This window comes from Pseudomonas sp. NBRC 111140 (assembly GCF_001320885.1).
Lineage (GTDB): Bacteria > Pseudomonadota > Gammaproteobacteria > Pseudomonadales > Pseudomonadaceae > Aquipseudomonas > Aquipseudomonas putida_P.
Window position 1 is genome coordinate 1 of the sequence record NZ_BCBQ01000076.1, and the last position, 21,122, is coordinate 21,122.

24 protein-coding genes are annotated in these 21,122 nt (G+C 62.1%); 8 read left to right on the forward strand and 16 right to left on the reverse strand.

From position 1 onward, the window contains the following. Both APH42_RS21300 and APH42_RS21305 read left to right on the forward strand, forming a co-directional pair. On the forward strand, positions 1-655 hold a 655-nt coding region (locus tag APH42_RS21300), incomplete at its 5' end, for a methionine ABC transporter permease (RefSeq protein ID WP_156352848.1). 64 nt (positions 656-719) lie between these two features. Beyond that, positions 720-1,490, forward strand: coding sequence for a MetQ/NlpA family ABC transporter substrate-binding protein (locus APH42_RS21305; RefSeq protein ID WP_012269917.1), 771 nt, complete (start codon positions 720-722; stop codon positions 1,488-1,490). 123 nt (positions 1,491-1,613) lie between these two features. Here APH42_RS21305 and APH42_RS21310 read toward each other — a convergent pair whose 3' ends face one another. From APH42_RS21310 to APH42_RS21330, 5 genes are read right to left on the reverse strand one after another with little or no spacing between them, the layout of a single operon-like run. Beyond that, a complete protein-coding gene (locus APH42_RS21310; RefSeq protein WP_012269916.1) occupies positions 1,614-2,246 on the reverse strand; it encodes an SCO family protein in 633 nt (210 codons plus the stop codon). Beyond that, the gene (gene cyoE, locus APH42_RS21315; protein WP_060494166.1) at positions 2,243-3,136 is read right to left on the reverse strand and encodes a heme o synthase; all 894 of its coding nucleotides are present in this window, start codon (positions 3,134-3,136) and stop codon (positions 2,243-2,245) included. Before cyoE ends, APH42_RS21310 begins: the two co-directional genes overlap by 4 nt. After that, entirely contained in the window at positions 3,121-4,200 is a 1,080-nt protein-coding gene (locus APH42_RS21320) for a heme A synthase (RefSeq protein WP_060494167.1), read from the reverse strand. The genes cyoE and APH42_RS21320 overlap by 16 nt, the downstream gene beginning before the upstream one ends. A 9-nt stretch (positions 4,201-4,209) precedes the next feature. After that, the gene (locus APH42_RS21325; protein ID WP_060494168.1) at positions 4,210-4,791 is read right to left on the reverse strand and encodes a hypothetical protein; all 582 of its coding nucleotides are present in this window, start codon (positions 4,789-4,791) and stop codon (positions 4,210-4,212) included. After that, complete coding sequence (locus tag APH42_RS21330) at positions 4,760-5,497, reverse strand: SURF1 family protein (protein ID WP_060494169.1); 738 nt, start codon at positions 5,495-5,497, stop codon at positions 4,760-4,762. Before APH42_RS21330 ends, APH42_RS21325 begins: the two co-directional genes overlap by 32 nt. Before the next feature lie 51 nt (positions 5,498-5,548). Here APH42_RS21330 and APH42_RS21335 point away from each other — a divergent pair, with 51 nt between their 5' ends. Further along, positions 5,549-5,752, forward strand: coding sequence for a twin transmembrane helix small protein (locus APH42_RS21335; protein WP_003258925.1), 204 nt, complete (start codon positions 5,549-5,551; stop codon positions 5,750-5,752). A 61-nt stretch (positions 5,753-5,813) separates the two neighbouring features. Here APH42_RS21335 and APH42_RS21340 read toward each other — a convergent pair whose 3' ends face one another. Genes APH42_RS21340 through coxB form a run of 4 tightly spaced genes read right to left on the reverse strand, consistent with a single transcriptional unit; the run spans position 5,814 to position 10,055 of the window. Then, complete coding sequence (locus APH42_RS21340; RefSeq protein ID WP_012269911.1) at positions 5,814-6,701, reverse strand: cytochrome c oxidase subunit 3; 888 nt, start codon at positions 6,699-6,701, stop codon at positions 5,814-5,816. Positions 6,702-6,717: 16 nt separating this feature from the next. Next, positions 6,718-7,284: a cytochrome c oxidase assembly protein gene (locus tag APH42_RS21345; protein WP_012269910.1), complete on the reverse strand. Its 567-nt coding sequence runs from the start codon at positions 7,282-7,284 to the stop codon at positions 6,718-6,720. Between the two features lie 10 nt (positions 7,285-7,294). Beyond that, entirely contained in the window at positions 7,295-8,884 is a 1,590-nt protein-coding gene (gene ctaD, locus APH42_RS21350) for a cytochrome c oxidase subunit I (RefSeq protein WP_012269909.1), read from the reverse strand. A 43-nt stretch (positions 8,885-8,927) separates the two neighbouring features. Then, positions 8,928-10,055 carry a cytochrome c oxidase subunit II gene (coxB, locus tag APH42_RS21355; protein WP_012269908.1) on the reverse strand — a complete coding sequence of 376 codons (1,128 nt, stop codon included), beginning with the start codon at positions 10,053-10,055 and terminating at the stop codon, positions 8,928-8,930. A 369-nt stretch (positions 10,056-10,424) separates the two neighbouring features. On the opposite strand from coxB, the gene APH42_RS21360 reads away from it, so the two are divergent. Continuing rightward, positions 10,425-11,066 carry a hypothetical protein gene (locus APH42_RS21360; protein ID WP_012269907.1) on the forward strand — a complete coding sequence of 214 codons (642 nt, stop codon included), beginning with the start codon at positions 10,425-10,427 and terminating at the stop codon, positions 11,064-11,066. Between the two features lie 133 nt (positions 11,067-11,199). Here the strand turns inward: APH42_RS21360 and APH42_RS21365 are convergent, their stop codons facing one another. From APH42_RS21365 to prlC, 5 genes are all read right to left on the reverse strand, one after another. Next, positions 11,200-12,732: a SulP family inorganic anion transporter gene (locus APH42_RS21365; RefSeq protein WP_060494170.1), complete on the reverse strand. Its 1,533-nt coding sequence runs from the start codon at positions 12,730-12,732 to the stop codon at positions 11,200-11,202. A gap of 192 nt (positions 12,733-12,924) precedes the next feature. Continuing rightward, on the reverse strand, positions 12,925-13,644 hold the full coding sequence (locus tag APH42_RS21370; RefSeq protein WP_012269905.1) for a carbonic anhydrase: 720 nt from the start codon (positions 13,642-13,644) through the stop codon (positions 12,925-12,927). Between the two features lie 292 nt (positions 13,645-13,936). Beyond that, positions 13,937-14,995, reverse strand: a complete 1,059-nt coding sequence (locus APH42_RS21375; RefSeq protein ID WP_012269904.1) for a PA0069 family radical SAM protein — start codon at positions 14,993-14,995, stop codon at positions 13,937-13,939. A gap of 80 nt (positions 14,996-15,075) precedes the next feature. Further along, positions 15,076-15,357 (reverse strand): YheV family putative zinc ribbon protein, encoded by a 282-nt coding sequence (locus APH42_RS21380; RefSeq protein WP_060494171.1) that lies wholly within the window; start codon positions 15,355-15,357, stop codon positions 15,076-15,078. Further along, positions 15,354-17,405, reverse strand: coding sequence for an oligopeptidase A (gene prlC, locus APH42_RS21385; protein ID WP_247861714.1), 2,052 nt, complete (start codon positions 17,403-17,405; stop codon positions 15,354-15,356). Before prlC ends, APH42_RS21380 begins: the two co-directional genes overlap by 4 nt. Before the next feature lie 102 nt (positions 17,406-17,507). Between prlC and APH42_RS21390 the strand changes: the two genes are divergently transcribed. After that, entirely contained in the window at positions 17,508-18,056 is a 549-nt protein-coding gene (locus APH42_RS21390) for a gamma carbonic anhydrase family protein (RefSeq protein WP_012269901.1), read from the forward strand. 20 nt (positions 18,057-18,076) lie between these two features. Then, complete coding sequence (locus APH42_RS21395) at positions 18,077-18,727, forward strand: HAD family hydrolase (protein WP_041166626.1); 651 nt, start codon at positions 18,077-18,079, stop codon at positions 18,725-18,727. Positions 18,728-18,760: 33 nt separating this feature from the next. Here APH42_RS21395 and APH42_RS21400 read toward each other — a convergent pair whose 3' ends face one another. Continuing rightward, positions 18,761-19,834 carry an aminopeptidase gene (locus APH42_RS21400; protein WP_060494172.1) on the reverse strand — a complete coding sequence of 358 codons (1,074 nt, stop codon included), beginning with the start codon at positions 19,832-19,834 and terminating at the stop codon, positions 18,761-18,763. Positions 19,835-19,919: 85 nt separating this feature from the next. Between APH42_RS21400 and APH42_RS21405 the strand changes: the two genes are divergently transcribed. Beyond that, complete coding sequence (locus APH42_RS21405) at positions 19,920-20,333, forward strand: hypothetical protein (protein ID WP_012269898.1); 414 nt, start codon at positions 19,920-19,922, stop codon at positions 20,331-20,333. Positions 20,334-20,388: 55 nt separating this feature from the next. Further along, a complete protein-coding gene (locus tag APH42_RS21410; RefSeq protein WP_012269897.1) occupies positions 20,389-20,802 on the forward strand; it encodes a hypothetical protein in 414 nt (137 codons plus the stop codon). A 35-nt stretch (positions 20,803-20,837) separates the two neighbouring features. Here the strand turns inward: APH42_RS21410 and APH42_RS21415 are convergent, their stop codons facing one another. Continuing rightward, positions 20,838-21,071 (reverse strand): DUF1161 domain-containing protein, encoded by a 234-nt coding sequence (locus APH42_RS21415; RefSeq protein WP_012269896.1) that lies wholly within the window; start codon positions 21,069-21,071, stop codon positions 20,838-20,840. Positions 21,072-21,122: the final 51 nt, after the last annotated feature.

The window sequence follows — 21,122 nt, forward strand, 5'->3', positions numbered from 1 at the left end:
CTTCGCCAACGTCGACTGGGCCGAAATCTGGCTGGCCACCATCGACACCATGATCATGCTGTTCGGCTCGCTGTTCTTCACCGTGCTGCTGGGCCTGCCGCTGGGTGTGCTGCTGTTCCTCTGCGGGCCGAAGCAGATGTTCGAACAGAAGGGCGTGTACGCGCTGCTGTCGCTGGTGGTCAACATCCTGCGCTCGCTGCCGTTCATCATCCTGCTGATCGTGATGATCCCATTCACCGTGCTGATCACCGGCACCTCGCTGGGCGTTGCCGGCGCCATCCCACCACTGGTAGTGGGTGCCACGCCGTTCTTTGCCCGCCTGGTTGAAACCGCTCTGCGTGAAGTGGACCGCGGCATCATCGAAGCCACCCAGTCGATGGGCGCCACCACCCGCCAGATCATCACCAGCGCACTGCTGCCGGAGGCCCGCCCGGGTATCTTCGCAGCCATTACCGTCACCGCCATCACCCTGGTTTCGTACACCGCCATGGCCGGTGTGGTGGGTGCGGGCGGCCTGGGCGATCTGGCTATCCGCTTCGGTTACCAGCGTTTCCAGACCGATGTGATGGTAGTGACCGTGGTTCTGCTGCTGGTACTGGTTCAAGTCCTGCAAAGCGTGGGCGACAAACTGGTCGTACATTTTTCCCGTAAGTAACCCCAATAGGGTCGGCCCGGCCGACCCGTTCGGGGGCCGTCGCGGCCCTCACAAGGAGTGATCAATGAAGAAGCTGCTTGCTGTCGCTGCCGCTGTCGCGGCCTTCTCGGCCCACGCCGATACCCTGACCGTTGCCGCCACCCCGGTGCCGCACGCCGAGATCCTCAACTTCGTCAAACCGCAGTTGGCCAAAGAAGGCGTGGAGCTGAAGGTCAAGGAATTCACCGATTACATTCAGCCGAACGTGCAGGTGGCCGAAAAGCGCCTGGACGCCAACTTCTTCCAGCACCAGCCATACCTGGATGAGTTCAACAAGGCCAAGGGCACCAACCTGGTGAGCGTGGCGGGCGTGCACATCGAGCCGCTGGGCGTGTATTCGACCAAGATCAAGAAGCTGGACGAGCTGTCCTCCGGCGCTACCGTGGTCATCCCTAACGACGCCACCAACGGCGGCCGCGCCTTGCTGCTGCTGGACAAGGCCGGTGTGATCAAGCTCAAGGACAACAAGAACATCCTGTCCACCGTGAAGGATGTTGCCGAGAACCCGAAAAGCATCAAGTTCCGTGAGCTGGAAGCGGCCACCATCCCGCGTGTGCTGACCCAGGTCGATGCCGCCCTGATCAACACCAACTACGCGCTGGAAGCCAAGCTGAACCCGGAAAAAGACGCGCTGGCCATCGAAGGCAGCGACTCGCCTTACGTGAACATCCTGGTTGCCCGCCCGGACAACAAGGACTCGGAAGACATGAAGAAACTGGCAGCTGCACTGCACTCGCCAGAGGTGAAGCAATTCATCATCGAGAAGTACAAGGGCGCTGTGGTTCCAGCGTTCTGATCCGACACCCCTGGGGCCGCTTTGCGGCCCTTTCGCGACACAAGGCCGCTCCTAAAAGAAACCGCGTACCCCTGTAGGAGCGGCCTTGTGTCGCGATAGGCCTGCGCAGCAGGCCCATCAATCTCAATCCCGCTTCACAAGCCCAGGCAACTGCGCCACCAGCTTCTGGTTGTTGAACGGCGCACGAATAAACCCGCGCTGACGCCCATCCGGCCCCACAACCGCCAGGTTGCCGCTGTGGTCCACGGTGTACCCCGGCTTGCTGGTATCCGCCGGTATAAACGGAATGCTCAAGGCATTGGCCAGCTTCTGGGTGTCTTCGATCGACCCCGCCACACCGACAAAGTCCTTGTCGAAATAGCCCAGGTACTGCTTCAGCTGGTTCGGCGTGTCGCGGTTCGGGTCCACACTCACCAGCACCACCTGCAGCCGGTCGACGGCTTCCTTGGGCAACTCGCTCTTCACCTGGCGCAACTGGGCCAGGGTGGTCGGGCAGATGTCCGGGCAGTAGGTGTAACCAAAGAACAGCAGCGACCATTTGCCCTTCAGGTCATCCAGCCGCACGGGCTGGCCGTCCTGGTTGGTCATGGTCACGTCGGCCACAGTGCGGCTCTGCGGCAGCAGGATGATGCCGGCGTCGATCAGCTCGGTGGGGTTGGGCTGGTCGCGACCATTGAGCACCTTGTTGACGGTCAGGCCCAGGATCAACGCGACCAGGGCAACGAGGATGAAGACGGTTTTCTGGGTTCGGGTCATAGGTTCAGCAACAGGTAGTGGTCAAGGAGCAACGCGATGAACAGCGCGAACAAGTAGGCGATAGAGTACTTGAAGGTGCCGATTGCCGCGTGCGGCCGGCTGCCACGGTACAACACCCAGCCCCATTGCAGGAAGCGCAGGCCCAAGACCAGGGCACAGGCCAGGTACAGCGGGCCGCTCATGTGGATGGCATACGGCAGCAGGCTTACCGCCAGCAGAATCAGCGTGTACAGCAAGATATGCAGCTTGGTGTAGCGCTCACCATGGGTCACCGGCAACATCGGGATATCGGCCTTGGCGTACTCCTCCTTGCGGTGGATGGCCAGCGCCCAGAAGTGCGGCGGGGTCCAGGCGAAGATGATCAGCACCAGCAGCAAGGGCTCAGCGCTGACATGGCCGCTTACCGCCACCCAACCAAGCAACGGCGGGGCGGCGCCGGCCAGGCCGCCGATGACGATGTTCTGTGGCGTGGCGCGCTTGAGAAAGCCGGTGTAGAGCACCGCATAGCCCAGTAGCGAGGCCAGGGTAAGCCAGGCCGTGAGGGCGTTGGTGAACGCCAGCAGCAGAGCCATGCCCAGCAGCGCCAGTGCCAGGGCGAACAGCAATGCCGGCAGCGGCTCGACCCGACCCTGGGCCAGCGGCCGCTTGTGGGTACGTGCCATCAGTGCATCGATGCGTCGGTCCACCACATGGTTGACCACCGCAGCGCCACCCGCGCACAAGCCGATCCCCAGGTTGCCGAACAGCAACACGCTCCAGCTCACACCCGCGCGGGTGGCCAGGAACATGCCTGCCAGCGAGGTGATCAGCATCAGCACCACCACCTTGGGCTTGGTCAGCTCCAGGTAATCGCGCCAGCTGGCCCGCCTTGCGCTCAGAAGCGTCGCCACGAATCGTTCCTCATGTGATGGGATATGCCCACGCCAGCCACAGGCCGCAGGCGCCAGCCATTGCCGACCCCCACGCGAACCCTGTCGACCACGCGAATGCGGTAATTCACCAGCACCATGCTCAGCAGCAGCATCGCGCCGCCGGCATTGTGCGCAACAGCCACCGCCAGTGGCAGGTGGAACACCACGTTGCTGATACCCAGGCCCACTTGCAGGGTCAGCGCCAGCAGCACCACCCGTGCCAGGCCGGGCAAGCCGCAGCGGTGCAACTTCCAGCTAAGCATCAGCAGCACGCAGGTCACCAGCAACGCGCCCAGCCGGTGGCTGATGTGGATGGCGGTGCGGGCATCACTGTCCAGTTGCCCGCCAAGGTAGTTTGGACCGACGTGCTGGGTCAGGTGGAAGCCATTGCTGAAGTCCGCCACCGGCCACCATTGGCCATGGCAGGTCGGCAGGTCGATGCAGGCGACGGCTGCGTAGTTGGCACTCACCCAGCCACCCAGAGCAATCTGGCCGATCACCACCAGCAGGGCCAACGCAGCGAGCCGGCGCAAGCTCAGGGGCAGTTTTGGCAAGGGTGCAAAGGCCCGTGATAGACGCAGTGACAACAGGAACAGCAAGCTCAGCGTGGTAAAGCCCCCCAACAAATGCGCCGTGACCACTTGCGGCCACAACTTCAGGGTGACCGTCCACATGCCGAAGGCGGCCTGGGCCAACACCACACCCAGCAACAGCACGGGCAGGCGATAGGGCTGGCCATCGCGGGCATGCCGGCGCAGCGCCTGGAAAGCGAGCAGGGCGATTACCACGGCTAGAGTCCCGGCAAAGTAGCGGTGAACCATCTCGGCCCAGCCCTTGGCAGCTTCCACCGGGTGCTCAGGAAAGTGCAGCTCGGCATGGGCCAGTTGCGCTTCGCTCTTGGGCACGCTGATGAAGCCATAGCAACCCGGCCAGTCGGGGCAGCCGAGGCCGGCATGGGTCAGCCGGGTATAGGCACCGAGCAGGACGACCAGCAGTGCCAGCAGGGTGGCGAACACAGCAAGGCGAAATCCGGGTCTGGCCATGGCAGGCTCCTAGCCGATATTGGACAGCTTGAGCAGGTGGCGCAGGTCATCCAGCACATGCTTGCCGTTGACCTTGCCGTCGTAGCGCAGCACCAGGTTGCCGTGCGGGTCGACAATCCACAGCTGCGGGCCGGGCTCGGCAACCTTCTGCTGGTAACGTTGCGCATCCAGCGGGTAGCGCTGCAGCTGCGGGTACTCGCGGCCGAGCAGCGCCTGGTAGTCGGCGCTCAGCGGCTGGGCAGCGGCCAGTGCATGGCTGGCGCGGCTGGCATCGCGGCCCAGGCCGACCTGAATCTGCCGGGCCAGGTACACCAGCCGCTGGCAGTCTTCGGCACAGGCCTGAGGCGCGCTGACCAGCAACTGCCAGCGCTCGTCCTCGCCGGCCACGCCAAGATCGGCACGGCGTTCCCCGTTGCCGATCATCGCGCCGTGGTAGCTGCGGCCTTCCGGTACCCAGAAGTTGAGTTTGTACATGCTGGTGGCCAGGATCATCGGCCCGAGCACTACCAGCAGAATCAGCAACAGCTGCAAACGCCCGCGGGCTCTGGGCTTGCTACGTTCAGGCAGGTCCAGTGGAGTGGCGGTGGCCATGGCGTTTCTCCTTGTTTTGGTGCCAGCCGAAATAGAGGTAGAGCAGAACCAGAGCGGTCGCCAGGGCGAACCACTGCACGGCGTAGCCCAGGTGTTTTTCCGGGCCCATGGCCACGACCGGCCAGTCCAGGCGATAGGTCGCCGGGCCGGGCTCCAGGCGCAGTTCGTGGGCGAAGCCTTCGCGGTCGAGCTGCGGCCATAGCTGCGCGGCATCAATGGCGGTAAGCAAATGCGGCCATTGGCCGCCTTCAGGGTCGGGATGCAACTGGAAGGTGCTGCCGGGCGAGACATACACGGACGCGTCCAGCGCCAAGGCCTGGGACGGGGTTTCGAAATGCACCGGCACCCGGCGGTCCGGCCATGGCAGCCAACCGCGGTTGACCAGCAACCACAGGCCACTGGCCTGGTCATGGAAGGGTTGCAGCAGTTCGACACCGGCCTGGCCGTCACGCATGCGGTTGTCCAGCAGCAGGCTGTGCTCGGCATCGAAGCGGCCATACAAATGCACGCGGCGGAACGCGTTGTCGTCACTGGACGTCAGCTGGGCTGCGGCCAGCGGCGCCTCGACCCGTCGCTCGGCATAGCTGGCCAACAGCCCACGCTTTTCTTCGGCTCGGCCGAGTTGCCAGCAGCCAAGGGCAATCAGCCCCGGCAGCAGCGCAAGCACCACCAGGGTCGGTACCCAGCCTGGGCGAAACGGCCTCACGGGCGCCTCGCTATACTTATCCACATCACCGCATCCCCCCGGAGTAGCGCCATGCTCAAGGCCGCGATTGTCCTGATGCTGTTGGCCACGATTGCCAGCTTGTTCAGTGGCCTGGTGTTTCTGGTCAAGGACGATGAAAACTCAACTCGTCTGCTCAAGGCACTGACAGTGCGGGTGACCCTGGCGGCGCTGACCATTGGCCTGGTGGCCTGGGGCTTCATCAGCGGTCAGCTCGTGTCCCACGCCCCCTTCTGAAGTTTTCATCTGCCCCCTGTAGGCGCGGGCTTGCCCGCGCCTACAGGGTCTCTGTTTCCCTTCAAAGCACGTATACGAATATGAACAACCCCACCCACACCACATCGACGAAGTGCCAGTACCAGCTGGCCGCTTCGAAGCCGAAGTGTTTCTCCGGGTTGAAGTGCCCACGCAAAATACGCACGAACATCACGATCAGGATGATCGTGCCCAAGGTCACGTGGGCGCCGTGAAACCCGGTGAGCATGAAGAACGTCGCGCCATAAATCCCCGAGCCCAGCGTCAGCCCCAGCTTGGTATAGGCCTCGTGGTATTCAAAGGCCTGCAAGGCGATGAAGCTGATACCCAGCACGATGGTCAGCGCCATCCAGAATTTCAGCGGCCCACGGTGGTCACGGCGCAAGGCGTGGTGGGCAAGGGTGATGGTCACACTGGAACTGACCAGCAAGATGGTGTTGATCAGTGGCAAGTGCCACGGGTCGATCACCTCCTTGGGCGGCGGGAACAGTTTCGGGTCGGGTGTGTGCAGCAGCGGCCAGGTGAATTCGAAGGTCGGCCACAGCATGTGCGCGACACCTTTGGCCCCTTCGCCGCCCAGCCATGGCCCTGCCAACACCCGCACGTAGAACAGCGCACCGAAGAAGGCCAGGAAGAACATCACCTCGGAGAAGATGAACCAGCTCATGCCCCAGCGAAACGAGCGGTCCAGCTGCGGGCTGTACAACCCGGCGCGGCTCTCTTTGACCACGGCCCCAAACCAACCGAACAACATGTAGGCCAGGAACAACGCGCCGATGAAGAAGATCAGCGGCCCATGCGAGTCCGGGTGGCCGGCCTTCATGTCGTTGAACCAGGTTCCCAGACCGAACACCGTGATGAACATGCCGATGGTGGCGATGATCGGCCACTTGCTCTGCGCCGGGACGTAGTAGTGCTCATGACTTGCCATTGCTGTTCTCCTTCCCTTAACGGGCGCCCTGGACGTCCTGGGCCGCAACATGCGCGACCGGCGGGTGGCGAGCGGTGATGTCGAACAAGGTGTAGGCCAGTGTCAGGTGCTTCACGCTGGCCGGCAGATCGCGGTCGACGATGAAGCGCACCGGCATCTCTATGCGTTCGCCGGGCTGCAGCACCTGCTGGGTAAAGCAGAAGCACTCGGTCTTGTGGAAGTACGCCGCGGCCTCGGCCGGGGTGATGCTGGGTATGGCCTGCGCGCTCATCGGCCGATCGGTCGGGTTATGCGCGACGAAGATCATCTGGTTCACCGCCCCTGGGTTCACCTCCAGCTGATCGGCCGTGGAATAGAAGTCCCAGACCATGTCGCTGGCGTTGGTCGACATGAACTGCACCCGCACCGAACGCGTCGGGTCGCTGACCTGGCTACCTTCGTACTGGCCACCCGTTTTGCCGTTGATGCCAAAGGCCTTGCACATCACGTCGTAGATCGGCACCAGGGCGAAACCGAAGGCGAACATCACCACCGTCAGCATCAGCAGGCGCGTTACCAGGCGTTTCAGCGACAGGCCGTTCATGGCTGATTTCCTATTTCACTTCCGGGGGTGTCTGGAAGGTGTGGTAGGGCGCAGGCGAAGGAATCGACCATTCCAGGCCCTCAGCGCCATCCCAAGGCTTGGCAGGCGCCGGCGCGCCCCCACGTATGCACTTGATGACAATGAACAGGAAGAAGATCTGCGTGGCGCCAAACATGAAGGCGCCGATCGACGACACCATGTTGAAGTCGGCGAACTGCAGGTTGTAGTCCGGGATGCGTCGCGGCATGCCGGCCAGCCCCACGAAGTGCATGGGGAAGAAGGCCATGTTCATGCCGATGAACGACAGCCAGAAGTGCAGCTTGCCGAGGGTTTCGTCGTACATGTGGCCGGTCCATTTCGGCAGCCAGTAGTAGGCCGATGCAAAGATGCCGAAAATTGCCCCTGGCACCAACACGTAGTGGAAATGCGCCACCACGAAGTAGGTGTCGTGGTACTGGAAGTCCGCCGGGGCAATCGCCAGCATCAGGCCGGAGAAACCGCCGATGGTGAACAGGATGACGAAGGCAATGGCGAACAGCATTGGCGTTTCGAAGGTGAGCGAGCCTTCCCACATGGTGCTGACCCAGTTGAACACCTTCACCCCGGTGGGCACGGCAATCAGCATGGTGGCGTACATGAAGAACAGCTCGCCGACCACCGGGATGCCAACCACGAACATATGGTGGGCCCAAACGATGAACGACAGGAAGGCGATGGCGCCGGTGGCATATACCATCGAGGTGTAGCCGAACAGCGGCTTGCGCGAAAACGCCGGGATGATCGAGCTGACCGCGCCGAAGGCCGGCAGGATCATGATGTACACCTCAGGGTGGCCGAAGAACCAGAACACATGCTGGAACAGCACCGGGTCACCGCCACCGGCGGCACTGAAGAAGCTGGTGCCGAAGTGGATGTCCATCAGCATCATGGTCACCACGCCGGCCAGTACCGGCATCACTGCAATCAGCAGGAACGCGGTAATCAGCCACGTCCAGACGAACAGCGGCATTTTCATCAGGGTCATGCCTGGGGCACGCAGGTTGAGGATGGTGGCGATCACGTTGATCGCCCCCATGATCGAGCTGATACCCATCAGGTGGATGGCGAAGATGAAGAAGGTGACGCTGGCTGGCGCATAGGTGGTAGACAGCGGGGCGTAGAACGTCCAGCCGAAGTTAGGCCCGCCACCCGGGCTGAACAGGGTCGAGACCAGCAGCAGGAAGGCCGCCGGCAGCAGCCAGAAGCTGAAGTTGTTCATCCGCGGCAAGGCCATGTCTGGCGCGCCGATCATCAATGGGATCATCCAGTTGGCCAGCCCGACGAAGGCCGGCATCACTGCACCGAACACCATGATCAGGCCATGCATGGTGGTCATCTGGTTGAAGAACGCCGGCTCAACGATCTGCAAGCCCGGCTGGAACAGCTCGGCGCGGATCACCATGGCGAACGAGCCACCAAGCAGGAACATCATGAAGGCGAACCACAGGTACATGGTGCCGATGTCCTTGTGGTTGGTGGTCAGCACCCAGCGCATCAGGCCCTTGGCCGGGCCGTGTGCATGCTCATGGCCGTGGGCGTGGTCGTCGATCACTGCACTCATGTCCTGTCTCCTGCAACCCATTGATTGCCGCGAGTAACCCGGTTCACTTGGCTTCTGCCTGCTTCAGCGCCAGCACGTCCTTCGGCGTGACCATGTCGCCTTTGTTGTTGCCCCAGGCATTGCGCTCGTAGGTGACCACAGCGGCGATGTCGACTTCCGACAGCTGCTTGCCGAAGGCCGCCATGGCCGTGCCGGGCTTGCCGTGGAAGACAATGCTCAAGTGGCCTTCCTTCGGCCCGGTGGCGATCTTCGAGCCCTTGAGTGCCGGGAACATCGGCGGCAGGCCTTGGCCTTCAGCCTGGTGACACGCCACGCAGGTGGTGTGGTAGATCTTGTCGCCACGTTCCACCAGCTCTTCCAGGGTCCATTCCTTGCTGGTCAGCTCCTTGAGCTTGGCGGCTTCGGCCTTGCGCTCGCCTAGCCAGGTGTCGTAATCGGCCTTGGACTTGACCTCGACCACCACCGGCATGAAGCCGTGGTCCTTGCCGCACAGCTCGGTGCATTGGCCACGGTAGATGCCGGGCTTCTCGATACGGGTCCAGGCTTCGTTGACGAAGCCGGGGATGGCGTCGCGCTTGACCGCGAAGGCCGGCACCCACCAGGAGTGAATGACGTCGGCAGCGGTCACCAGGAAACGCACCTTGGCACCCACCGGCAGCACCAGCGGCTGATCGACTTCAAGCAGGTAATGCTCGTCCTTGGGGGCTTTGTTGTGAATCTGATCGGCGGGCGTGGCCAGGTTGCTGAAGAACTCCACGTCCTGGCCCAGGTATTTGTAGTGCCACTTCCACTGGTAGCCGGTGACCTGAATGTCGATGTCCGACTCGCTGGCGTCGTAGATGTCGATCAGGGTCTTGGTGGCCGGGATGGCCATGACCACCAGGATCAGGAAGGGCACCACGGTCCAGAGGATTTCCACCCAGGTATGCTCGTGGAAATGCGCGGCCTGCTGGCCGGTGGAGCGGCGGTGGATGACCATCGACCAGAACATCGCGCCAAACACCACGATGCCGATGATCACGCAGATCCAGAAGATGGTCATGTGCAGGTCGAAGACGGCGTTGGAGACCTCCGTCGCCCCTGGGTGCATGTTCACGGTCCAGGCGGCGTTGGCCTGACCAAAAACCGACCACAACAGGAGGCCCATCCAGACATGTGGATGTCGCATCATTGCGGGTTCCCCTTCTAATTCTTGTTGTCCCGGAGGCGTGGCCTGCGGCAAGAGGGAACGGCGGTCAAGACTGCCTGGCTTCGACGACCGAGCCCCTGCTAAAAGCAGTCGGGCCTCATCAACGAATCACGTTCAACGGGAGTATAGACAGCGACCAATGGCACGCAATGAAGCCTGTGAAATGAACCTCACGAAATAGGCAAATGGCCTGAAAACCGCGAGGTTGATAGGGTGTGGCGAAATAATGGCATTTCGATATACCTGAGAGCGCACACGTTTGCGGGATTTATAACAAATACGTCTTAGGTATTCTGTATACCGAGCTAATTTAGTGTCTTCCGTTTGAAACGTAATGTCCCTGGAGTTGTCATGAACATCGCTGCTGTACGCGAGCAGGTAAGCCAAGCCCATCAACATGAAGGCCAGACCGGCCAATTGAAACAGCGTCTCGAGTTGCAACTGCCCCACCTGCACCCCTCGATCCAACTGCCTGAGCAGGACGCCCAGGGTACTTTGGCGCGCTTCGTCAGCGCCTACATCGACCAGGTTCCGGAATTGCTGGAGGCCGCGCATGAGGTCGCCCGCGAAGCCGGGATCGAATCGCAGATCAAACCGGTACTGAAAATTGCCGAAGCCTACTTCCTGCAACCGCCCAGTGTGATGCAAGGGCATGTAGGCCTGGACTGCCTGCTGGATGAGGCTTACCTGGCACACCGTCTGGTGGAGGAAGTGAATGACCTGTACATCCGCCACTTCCAGCAGCCGCTGATCCCGGTCGACACCACCGTCGCCAACCTGATTGCCCACCAGTTGATTGGCGAGAGCTTTGCCAACCAGCTGGATGAGGTGGTGCATCACTCGGTTGACGAAATGCTCGATGACGAGAGCTTTGCGGTGGAATCGGTGGAGGCTTATCGCGAGAAGCTGAGCAGCCCTGCAACTGGCGAGGCGTGGAAGCGCTGGCCGTGCCTGTCGCGACAGCTGGGTGTGGAGCTGGGCCAACCGGCCTGATCCTCCTGTACCGGCCTCTTCGCGGGCACGCCCGATCCCACAGGGACCGCACAGGCTTTGAATGCTGTGCAGTACCCTGTGGGAGCGGGTTTACCCGCGAAGAGGCCAGTTCAGACAACAGAGATTTTCAGCTTCAGGCCCCAATCCCCGCCGTAGTCCGCAACCTCCCCTCGATCCGCCGCTTCAACCGCCGCTGCTCGATCAGCAGCCGCGACCCATTCGCCCCATTGCTGCGGTTCCAGTCTTCCAGCAACTCAAGGCACGAGTGGTCGATGTAGCTCAGGTTACCCAGCGGCACGTGCAACGTAGTGCCCGCCGGTACGGTATCCAGCACCTGGGTCAGCGCCGGCACCTTCAGGAACGTCGCCGCACCACTGAGCCGCAGCTCCATATGCCCAGCTTTTTCCAGGCTGACCAGGTTGATCTTCAGCCGCGCCGCCTTGAACGCCAGCTTCAGCAGGGTCAGGGCAAAACCCAGCATCACGCCGGTCAGCAGGTCGGTGAAAATGATCGCCAGCGCCGTCACCGCATAGGTGAACATCGGCATGCGGCCATAACGGCCCAGCCCACGAAACGCCTTGAAATCGACCAGCTTGACCCCGGTGTACACCAGCACACCCGCCAGGCTCGCCACCGGAATCTGCTGCAGCACGCTGCTCAGCGCCACCACGAAAGCCAACAGCCAAAGGCCATGGAATATCGCGGAGGCCCGCGTCTGCGCCCCCGCCTGCACGTTGGCCGAGCTGCGCACGATTACCCCGGTCATCGGCAAAGCGCCCAGCGCCCCGCAAAGCATGTTGCCGATGCCCTGGGCTGACAGCTCGCGGTCGAAGTCCGAACGCTGGCCACTGTGCATGCGGTCAACCGCTGCGGCCGACAGCAAGGTTTCGGCGCTGGCGATGAACGCCAGGGCAAAGGCAGCGACCAGCAGGGTAGGGTCGGCGAGTTGCATCAGGTCATCTGGGCGAATCCAGTCAATGGCCTCGGACAGGTCTGCCGGCACTTGTACGCGGTTCACCGGCAAGGCCAGCCACAGGCTGATGGCGGTCATGCTCGCCACACCGAGCAAGGCACCCGGCACGAAGCGCAGCCGCTGCGGCCGAAGGCGCTCCCAGCCCCACATGATGGCGATGGTGCCGAGGCCCAGCGCACCGGCCATCCAGCCAGCGCCTGCGCGTTCCTGTGGCAGGGCTGCGGCAACGGTGGACGGGAATGTCAGCAGGTTCTGCAACCCGGAAGGCTGCGGCGCCGTATCGAACATCACATGCACCTGCGACAGCACGATCAGCACCCCAATCCCCGCCAACATGCCATACACCACCGCCGGCGCGGTGACGCGGAACCAGCAGCCCAGGCGCAAACGCCCAGCCAGCAACTGCAGCAGGCCGGCCAGCAGCAGGATCGGCCCAAGCATGGGCATGCCATGTTGGCGCACCAGCTCGAACACCAGTACTGCCAGGCCTGCGGCCGGTCCACTGACCTGCAGCGGTGATCCAGCCAGAAAACCGACGACAATGCCGCCGATAATGCCGGTAATCAGGCCTTTGGCCGGCGGCATACCCGAGGCGATCGCAATGCCCATGCACAATGGCAGCGCCACCAGGAAGACCACCACCGACGCCAGCAACTCACGCGGCAGGGCCGCTTTCAACTGTGTAATGTTCACCGTGTTTCTCCTTTCTCTAGTCGCACGGCCATTCCTCTGGCCGTGGGCACGTTTGCCCCTGACGAGCGCGCAGGCGCGGGCCGCCAGCGGGTTTGCCGGCAGGGCAGTCAGGGATTTCAAGGCAGCCGAAGGCCGCGCCACACCCCTACAGGATGCAGCCGGCTATCAAGGTTCTAGCGGTGGATGGGTCGCTTAGTAGCGGCCTCTCGGAGTGGCGCAGGGGACCGGCTCGCCGGCGGCCAGGGGCAGGAAGCTGTCGCTGGCGGCGTCATAGGCTTCGATCCTGCTGGTCTCAATGTCGTAGACCCAGCCATGAATGTACAGCTGGCCAGCGGCCAGACGCGAGGCCACCGAAGGGTGGGTACGCAGGTGGTGCAGCTGGGCGATGACGTTTTCCTTGGTCAGCACCTGCATCGTTTCGTGTTCACTGCCGCACGAGCAGTTGTTCTCGACCACGGTGCGAGCCACTTCGGCATGGCGCAACCAGGCCCCGACTGTCGGCATCTTGTCCAGCGAGTGCGGGTTGAGTACAGCACGCATGGCGCCACAGTCGGAGTGACCGCAAATGATGATGTGGTGCACTTTCAGCGCAAGTACGGCGTACTCGATCGCGCTGGAAACACCGCCATTCATCTGGCCATAAGGCGGTACCACGTTGCCCACGTTACGGGTCACGAACAGGTCGCCTGGCGAGCTCTGGGTGATCAGCTCGGGGACAATGCGCGAGTCTGCACAGGTAATGAACATGGCGCGCGGTGTTTGCGCGGTGGCAAGCTTCTTGAACAGCTCTTGCTGATCAGGGAAGACATCATGGTGAAAGCGCAGGAAGCCGTCGACGATGTGCTTCAGGGCAGCATCGGCGCTTTCCGCGGGGACCTGCGGTACGACCTTGGATGGGTCCTTGACGGGCATGATTCATCCTCTTGACGGTGTGTAGGTAAATCCATTTTACCGGTGAAAGATTCTGGCTATGCAGGGATTTAGATGACACGCACAGGCCATAGATCACAGTCGGTGTGGACTGATTTCCTACGCTAGCGGGGAAAACTTAACTGAAACTTAATTCGAAGGCTCTAGAACGGGTGTTCCAGATAGAAAAGGCGGGACTTGGATAATAGCAAAAAAACATCAATTGCCAAGATGCATTAGCGCATTTATTAACTGGGATTAGTTAAATTCTGGGCTGGCATTGTGCCCTTGGGTTTCAGAACAGGGCCATCTGCCCACCCGGCGGACAGAAGGCCGAGCAATCCAGCCCCTGCGCTTCCCGGCCTTCGAATTCCAGCCGCTTCATGGCCTTGGCAAAACGCTGCCCCAGCAGCTCGGCAAACACACCCTCGCCACGCATGCGCGTGCCAAACCGGCTGTCATACAGCTCGCCACCCCGGCTCTGGCGGATCAGGCTCAATACATGCGCCGCCCGCTGCGGGTAATGGTCCTGCAGCCATTGCTCGAACAACGGCGCCACTTCCAGCGGCAGGCGCAACATCATGTAGGCCGCACTCTGTGCGCCAGCGTCCTTGGCAGCCTCCAGCAAGCGCTCCAGCTCACTGTCGTTGATCATCGGAATCATCGGCGAACACAACACACCTACCGGCACACCCGCCTCGCGCAACACGCGGATGGCCCTCAACCGGGCATTGGGTGACGCCGCCCGCGGTTCCAGCACCCGCTTGAGATCGTCGTCCAGTGTGGTCAGGCTGATCATTACCCGTGCCAGGCGCTGGCGGGCCATCTCTGCCAGCAGATCGAGGTCACGCAACACCAGCGAGCCCTTGGTCACGATGGTCACCGGGTGACGAAAACGCAGCAACACTTCCAGCAGACGCCGGGTCAGCATCTGTTCCCGCTCGATCGGCTGGTACGGGTCGGTATTGGAACCCAGATTGATTGGCGCGCACACGTAACCCGGTTTGCTCAGCTGTTGCGCGAGCACTTCGGCGGCATTGGTCTTGGCGATCAGCTTGGTTTCGAAGTCCAAGCCGGGGGAGAGGTCCCAATAGGCATGGGAGGGGCGGGCATAGCAGTAGATGCAGCCATGCTCGCAGCCGCGGTAAGGGTTGATGGAGCGGTCGAAGGGCAGGTCGGGCGAGGTGTTGCGGGTGATGACCGATTTCGCCGTTTCGCTACGCACCTCGGTGCCTTGGGTCTGCGGCACTTCCTGATACCAGCCGTCGTCCTCTACCAGCGAATGGCTGGGGGCAAAACGATTGTGCGGATTGTGTGCCGTGCCACGGCCCTTTAGTGGTGCTGGAGGATTCATGGCCAACCCCTATACTGTATTTACATACAGTATCGTACCTGCCTTGAATCCACCAGCGCCTCTGATCCGACAGCCAGTACTTACTCTGTCGGTTTCTTCAGCTTCGGATTAGGGAAGAACTGCACCGTCTGCACCTTGGTCGGCGCGGCTTTGGGTGCCAGGTTGTTGACCCGCGTGCCGAGTTCCTTGGGCACCGACAGGCCCTGTTCGTTGAGGGTGTCGGTAAAGCCGCAAGCCACACACTCACGGTGCGGCACGCCGTCTTCATTCCACATCATCAGCTTGTCGGGCTCGCTGCATGCCGGGCATACCGCCCCGGCAATAAAGCGTTTCTTGGTCTTGTTCACAGCAACCTCACTCATGCCGCAGCGTCCTCGGTGAGGCCACTGTGGCGCAGCAATGCATCGATGGAAGGCTCACGGCCACGGAAGTCGACGAACAGCTCCATCGGCTCGCGCGACCCACCACGGGCCAGGATCGCCTCGCGGAAGGCGCGGCCAGTCTCGGCATTGAGAACACCTTCTTCTTCGAAACGCGAGAAAGCGTCGGCCGACAGCACTTCAGCCCACTTGTAGCTGTAGTAGCCCGCTGCGTAACCGCCCGCAAAAATATGCGCAAAGCTGTTGGGGAAGCGGTTATACGCCGGTGGGCGCATGACCGATACCTCGTCGCGCACGCCTTCGAGCACCTGCAGCACGCTGCGACCGTCGCCATGGCTGGCGTGCAGTTCGAAGTCGAACAGCGAAAACTCCAGCTGGCGCACCATCATCATGCCCGACTGGAAGTTTTTAGCCGCCAGCATCTTGTCCAGCAGGTCCTGGGGCAGGGCAGCACCCGTTTCGTAGTGCCCGGAGATCAGTGCCAGGCCTTCCGGCTCCCAGCACCAGTTTTCCATGAACTGGCTCGGCAGTTCGACCGCATCCCAGGCCACGCCATTGATGCCGGAAACCCCGGCGTGTTCGATGCGGGTCAACATGTGGTGCAGGCCGTGGCCGAACTCGTGGAACAGGGTGGTTACTTCATCGTGGGTCAGCAGCGCCGGCTTGCCGGGTGCAGCCGGGGTGAAGTTGCACACCAGGTTGGCCACCGGGCTCTGCAGCTGGCCGCCGGCCGTGCGGCGACGGTCACGGGCGCCATCCATCCAGGCGCCACCACGCTTGTTGGCGCGGGCGTACAGGTCGAAGAAGAAGCGGCCGACGTGCTGGCCGTTTTCCTTGATCTCGAACAAGCGTACGTCTGGGTGCCAGCTGTCGAAGCCCTTGAGTTCGGCGATTTCGATGCCGTACAGGCGCTGCACGATGCTGAACAGACCGCCCAGCACCTTGTCGATCGGGAAATAGGCACGCAGGGCTTCCTGCGACACGCTGTAGCGCTGCTCGCGCAGCTTCTCGCCAAAGTAGCCAGTGTCCCAGCTGGCCAGTTCAGGGCAGCCTTGTTCGGCGGCGTAGGCCTTGAGCTGTTGCAGGTCCTGGGCGGCGAACGGCTTGGAGCGCTTGGCCAGGTCTCGCAGGAAGCTCAGCACCTGGTCGCTGGACTCGGCCATCTTGGTGGCCAGGCTCAGCTCGGCGTAGTTCTTGTAGCCAAGCAGCTCGGCCAGTTCCTGACGCAGATCGAGGATTTCGCCCATCACCGGACCGTTGTCGAACTGGCCGGCATTCGGGCCCTGGTCCGAGGCGCGGGTGCAGTAAGCGGCGTATAGCTCTTCGCGCAGGGCGCGGTCGCTGGCGTAGGTCATCACCGCGTAGTAGCTGGGGAACTCCAACGTGATCAGCCAGCCGTCGAGGCCCTTGGCTTGGGCAGCGGCGGCCATCTGCGCCTTGGCCGAGTCGGTCAGGCCGGCCAGTGCGGCTTCATCGGTAACGTGCTTGGTCCAGGCCTGGGTGGCATCGAGCAGCTGGTTGGAGAAGCGGCTGCCCAGCTCGCTGAGTTTGCTCTGCACTTCGGCGTAGCGCTGCTGCTTGTCCGCCGGCAGGTCGATACCCGACAGGCGGAAGTCACGCAGGGCATGCTCGAGGATAGTCTTTTGCGCCACGTCGAAGCCGGCGGCTTCCGGGCTGTCGATCAGTGCCTGGTAGGCTTCGAACAGCGCACGGTTCTGGCCCAGTTCGGTAGAGTAGGCGCTCAACGCCGGCAGGCATGACTCGTAGGCCTCGCGCAGCTCCGCGCTGTTGCACACCGCGTTAAGGTGGCTGACCGGGCTCCAGGCGGCGCCCAGGCGGTCGTTCAGTTCGTCCATGGCCAGCACCAGGCCGGCCCAGGTGGGGTTCTTGCCCTGCTTTTCGAGGATCTCGGCAATGGCTTTACGGTTGTCGGCCAGGATCGCTTCGATCGCCGGCAACACGTGTTCGGCACGAATTTGCGAGAAGGGCGGCAGATCGTGGGATTGCAGAAGCGGGTTGTTCGCAGTCACGGTTTGGATACCTTGGCAGAAGAAACACTGCCCCATCTTAATTACAATCGACGCCGACCGCAGCAGGCAGCCTGCCTATCGGCACAGATGAGAGACGCTATCATGGCCATTCGCAACTTCCAGCAACACACTCCGAAAGTGGGGCCCAGGGCCTTCGTCGACCGTTCGGCGGTGGTGCTGGGCGACGTGGAGATCGGTGAAGACAGCTCGGTCTGGCCGTTGACCGTGGTACGCGGCGACATGCACCGCATCCGCATCGGCGCGCGCACCAGCGTGCAGGATGGCAGTGTGCTGCATATCACCCACGCCGGCCCGTTCAACCCGGACGGCTTCCCGCTGATCATCGGCGACGAAGTGACCATCGGCCACAAGGTGATGTTGCATGGCTGTACCCTGGGCAACCGCATCCTGGTCGGCATGGGCAGCACCATCATGGACGGCGCCATCGTCGAGGACGAAGTGATCATCGGCGCCGGCAGCCTGGTCCCGCCAGGCAAGCGCCTGGTCAGCGGCTATCTGTACATGGGCAGCCCGGTGAAACAGGCCCGGCTGCTGAACGACAAGGAGCGCGCATTCTTCTCCTACAGCGCCGGCAACTACGTGAAGCTCAAGGACCAGCACCTGGCCGAAGGCTACGACCAACCGGAATGAACCCGACTACCGAGACGAACATGCATCAGCAAAATATCCTCTTCGACCTCGACGGCACCCTGACCGACCCGCGCCTGGGCATCACCCGCTCGATCCAGTACGCCCTGGCCAAGCTGGGTATCGACGAACCGGACCTGGCCCGCCTCGAGCACTTCATCGGCCCGCCCCTGCTTCAGGCTTTCATGCAGTTCTACAGCTTCGACGAAGCCAAGGCCTGGGATGCGGTGAATTTCTACCGGGAGCGCTTTCGCGTAACCGGGTTGTACGAAAACCTGGTGTTCGAAGGCGTGCCGGCGTTGCTTGAAACCCTGAACGGGCAGGGCCGTACGCTGTACATCGCCACCTCCAAACCTTGGGAATTTGCCCGGGAAATCGCCCGGCACTTCGCCTTCGACCACCACTTCAAGGTGATCTACGGCAGCGAGCTGGACGGCACGCGCACCAACAAGGTCGAGCTGATTCGCCACCTGCTCGATGAAGAAGGGCTGGACCCGGCGCAGACGCTGATGATCGGTGACCGCAAGCATGACCTGATTGGCGCGCGCAGCAATGGCTTGCAGGCAGTGGCGGTGGGGTATGGGTTTGGTAGCCAGGAAGAGTTGATGGCGGAGGAGCCCGCTTTCCATTTCGCTACGGTAGCCGAGCTGCATCAGGCTTTCAGCAAGGGTTAAGGGCCACTGGGGCCGCAAAGCGGCCCCAAAATCTCACTGGCTAACCATCAACCCCTGCAATGCGGCCTTCCGTTCATCAATCGGCAACCGCCCCAGTTGCTCGACCCGCTGGTAAAACCTGGCCCAATCTCCGCCAACCTCACGAAACACCGCCGTAAACGCCGGCACCCACTGGTCATAAAGCCCGAACGGTAACAACTTGGCATTGTTCATCGGCCCATACACCCAGGCGTCATAGCGCTTGTCCCCGCCCCATTGGCCATCTCGCAACCGCCGATACTCCTGCCTCAGCCGATCGAACTCCGCCCGTTTGGCCAGCCGCTTGTGCGCATCGTCCAAAGGCCCGGCATAAATCGCCTGCAACCGCCCACGACTGGCCAGCACCAGCCGAATGAACTGGTCACGCTGCTGCCCCTGCGCCTCGCCACCGGCAGCCAACCCACGCGCCGCACGCCATTGCCGCGTGCCTTCCTGCTCGACGAACGAGGCAAACGACTCGTTGAATTCGGTGTCGTCCTGCACATAAAAGCGCTGGTGGGCCAGCTCATGGAAAATCAACGTCGCCAAGCGCTCATCGCCCCAGCCCACCATCGAGGACAGGATCGGGTCATCGAACCAGCCCAGGGTCGAATAAGCTTCCACACCCCCCACGTACACATCCAGGCCGTCCTGGCGCATCAGCGCCGCCGCGCCGCGCGCCGCGCCTTGCTGGTAGTAGCCGCGGTACGCCACACACCCTGCAATCGGAAAACAGTGCGTCACCGGTTGCAACGACAACTCGGGCGTGGCGAAAACATTCCACACCACGTAAGGGCGGCCAAGGTCGGCGTAAACCCGATAGCTGCGGTTATCCGGCAGTTTCAATTGCTGGCTGGCAAACACCCGCGCCCGTTCGGCCTGTTGCAAGTGCGCGCGCAATGGCGCGGGGGTAGTAGGGTCAGCCACCACCTGCTCCACTGGCTGGCGCGCACGCAGCAGTTGCCACTGCCCCTCTGCCAACTGCCCGTAGTAGGCCGCGCTGGTGCAACCGTTCAGCAGAAGCGCCGCCAGCAGCGGAACCAAACGGGTGAAAACGCGGTCGAGTGCCCCAGGGCCTGAGCGCTGCATAAGAAAAAGTTGAAGCATCCGGGACTGTCTGACTCGCTCAAGGCTGATTCGCTCCAAGACTATCTCGCCAAGGGGGAGTTTCGCCATGCGTGCATTGTTGGTCGCCGGCTCACTGTTAATGATTTCCGCCTGTTCGACATTGCCAGACCCAGACCCGAACCAGGCCTGGATCGACCTCACGCCCTACGACAACACCTCGCTGGACGCCCTGCAGGTAGATGAGCGTGACTGGGCCGACAGCCGCTATTTCGAAGTACAACCCGGCAGCCACGAGCTGACCGTGCGCTACCAGTTCCCGGTTACCCCCAGCAATATCGGCCCGGTCAGCGAACCGCTGTGGCGCGATTGCCAGGTCAAGCTGACCTTCAAGGACTTCGGCGCCGGCCAGCGCTATCAGCTGCACGCGGGCAGTATCGGCTTCCGCCCCTGGATCAAGCTTTACGACGACCAGCAAAAAATGGTCGGCCAAGGCTTGCCCGCAGGCTGCCAACGCACCTGAAGCGTACAATCGGCGCTATGCTTGTAACGTGTAAATCGCAAGTGGGAGTTTTGCCATGCGCCAGCCCATGATGCTGATCGCCCTCAGTGCACTGGGGGCTTGCGCCAGCCCCTTGCCGCCCGTCGACCCCAAGCAGGCCTGGGTCGACCTCTACACCATGACCCCCGGCCGAGTGATCATGGCCGACCGCCTCGACGGCAAGCGCCTGGATGATGGCCGCTATTTCCAGGTAACGCCGGGCAAGCACGAGTTGGTGGTGCGCTTCGATTATGAAATCTACTCGGGCGGCATCATGTCCGAACCCAGGGACCGTACCTGCTACCTGACCGTGCGCTTTGATGACTTCAAGGCTGGCGAGCGCTATCGCCTGGAGGCGCGTGCGCCGGTGATGGAGCCGCAAGTGCTGCTGTATGACGCCAGCCGCAAGGTGGTGGTGAACGAGCCTAGCAACGTGTTCTGCATTCCATGATGCTGGGGCTGCTTTGCAGCCCCAAAATCGTGAACCTACCGATCATTCTTCTGGTAAATGATCTTCTTGGTCCCGCCATCACAGCTACCAACGACCATGTTCTGGTCCTTGGCCTCGCTGTTGGGCACGATCTCCAAGGTGTAGGAAGTCACCCCCTGGGCCTGGATCTTGGCCTCGATCTCGGCTTTAAGCTCCTCGCACGGCTTCACCGCCGCCAACGCAGACGTGGCGACCAGGGAAGCCAACACGGCGATTGCTACGCGAATCATGGAACGGCTCCTGAAAAGGCAGTGGTGCTGCCGACGCTGTTTAGACTACAG

Coding starts and splice junctions, on each gene's coding strand:
- APH42_RS21345 (WP_012269910.1), bottom strand. CDS start 7,284: ATGAACGGCCTGTCGCTGAAACGCCTGGTAACGCGCCTGCTGATGCTG.
- APH42_RS21305 (WP_012269917.1), top strand. CDS start 720: ATGAAGAAGCTGCTTGCTGTCGCTGCCGCTGTCGCGGCCTTCTCGGCC.
- coxB (WP_012269908.1), bottom strand. CDS start 10,055: ATGATGCGACATCCACATGTCTGGATGGGCCTCCTGTTGTGGTCGGTT.
- APH42_RS21310 (WP_012269916.1), bottom strand. CDS start 2,246: ATGACCCGAACCCAGAAAACCGTCTTCATCCTCGTTGCCCTGGTCGCG.
- APH42_RS21325 (WP_060494168.1), bottom strand. CDS start 4,791: ATGGCCACCGCCACTCCACTGGACCTGCCTGAACGTAGCAAGCCCAGA.
- APH42_RS21400 (WP_060494172.1), bottom strand. CDS start 19,834: ATGCAGCGCTCAGGCCCTGGGGCACTCGACCGCGTTTTCACCCGTTTG.
- APH42_RS21415 (WP_012269896.1), bottom strand. CDS start 21,071: ATGATTCGCGTAGCAATCGCCGTGTTGGCTTCCCTGGTCGCCACGTCT.
- APH42_RS21335 (WP_003258925.1), top strand. CDS start 5,549: ATGCTCAAGGCCGCGATTGTCCTGATGCTGTTGGCCACGATTGCCAGC.
- APH42_RS21410 (WP_012269897.1), top strand. CDS start 20,389: ATGCGCCAGCCCATGATGCTGATCGCCCTCAGTGCACTGGGGGCTTGC.
- APH42_RS21405 (WP_012269898.1), top strand. CDS start 19,920: ATGCGTGCATTGTTGGTCGCCGGCTCACTGTTAATGATTTCCGCCTGT.
- APH42_RS21370 (WP_012269905.1), bottom strand. CDS start 13,644: ATGCCCGTCAAGGACCCATCCAAGGTCGTACCGCAGGTCCCCGCGGAA.
- APH42_RS21380 (WP_060494171.1), bottom strand. CDS start 15,357: ATGAGTGAGGTTGCTGTGAACAAGACCAAGAAACGCTTTATTGCCGGG.
- APH42_RS21320 (WP_060494167.1), bottom strand. CDS start 4,200: ATGGCCAGACCCGGATTTCGCCTTGCTGTGTTCGCCACCCTGCTGGCA.
- APH42_RS21360 (WP_012269907.1), top strand. CDS start 10,425: ATGAACATCGCTGCTGTACGCGAGCAGGTAAGCCAAGCCCATCAACAT.
- APH42_RS21375 (WP_012269904.1), bottom strand. CDS start 14,995: ATGAATCCTCCAGCACCACTAAAGGGCCGTGGCACGGCACACAATCCG.
- APH42_RS21390 (WP_012269901.1), top strand. CDS start 17,508: ATGGCCATTCGCAACTTCCAGCAACACACTCCGAAAGTGGGGCCCAGG.
- ctaD (WP_012269909.1), bottom strand. CDS start 8,884: ATGAGTGCAGTGATCGACGACCACGCCCACGGCCATGAGCATGCACAC.
- APH42_RS21340 (WP_012269911.1), bottom strand. CDS start 6,701: ATGGCAAGTCATGAGCACTACTACGTCCCGGCGCAGAGCAAGTGGCCG.
- APH42_RS21395 (WP_041166626.1), top strand. CDS start 18,077: ATGCATCAGCAAAATATCCTCTTCGACCTCGACGGCACCCTGACCGAC.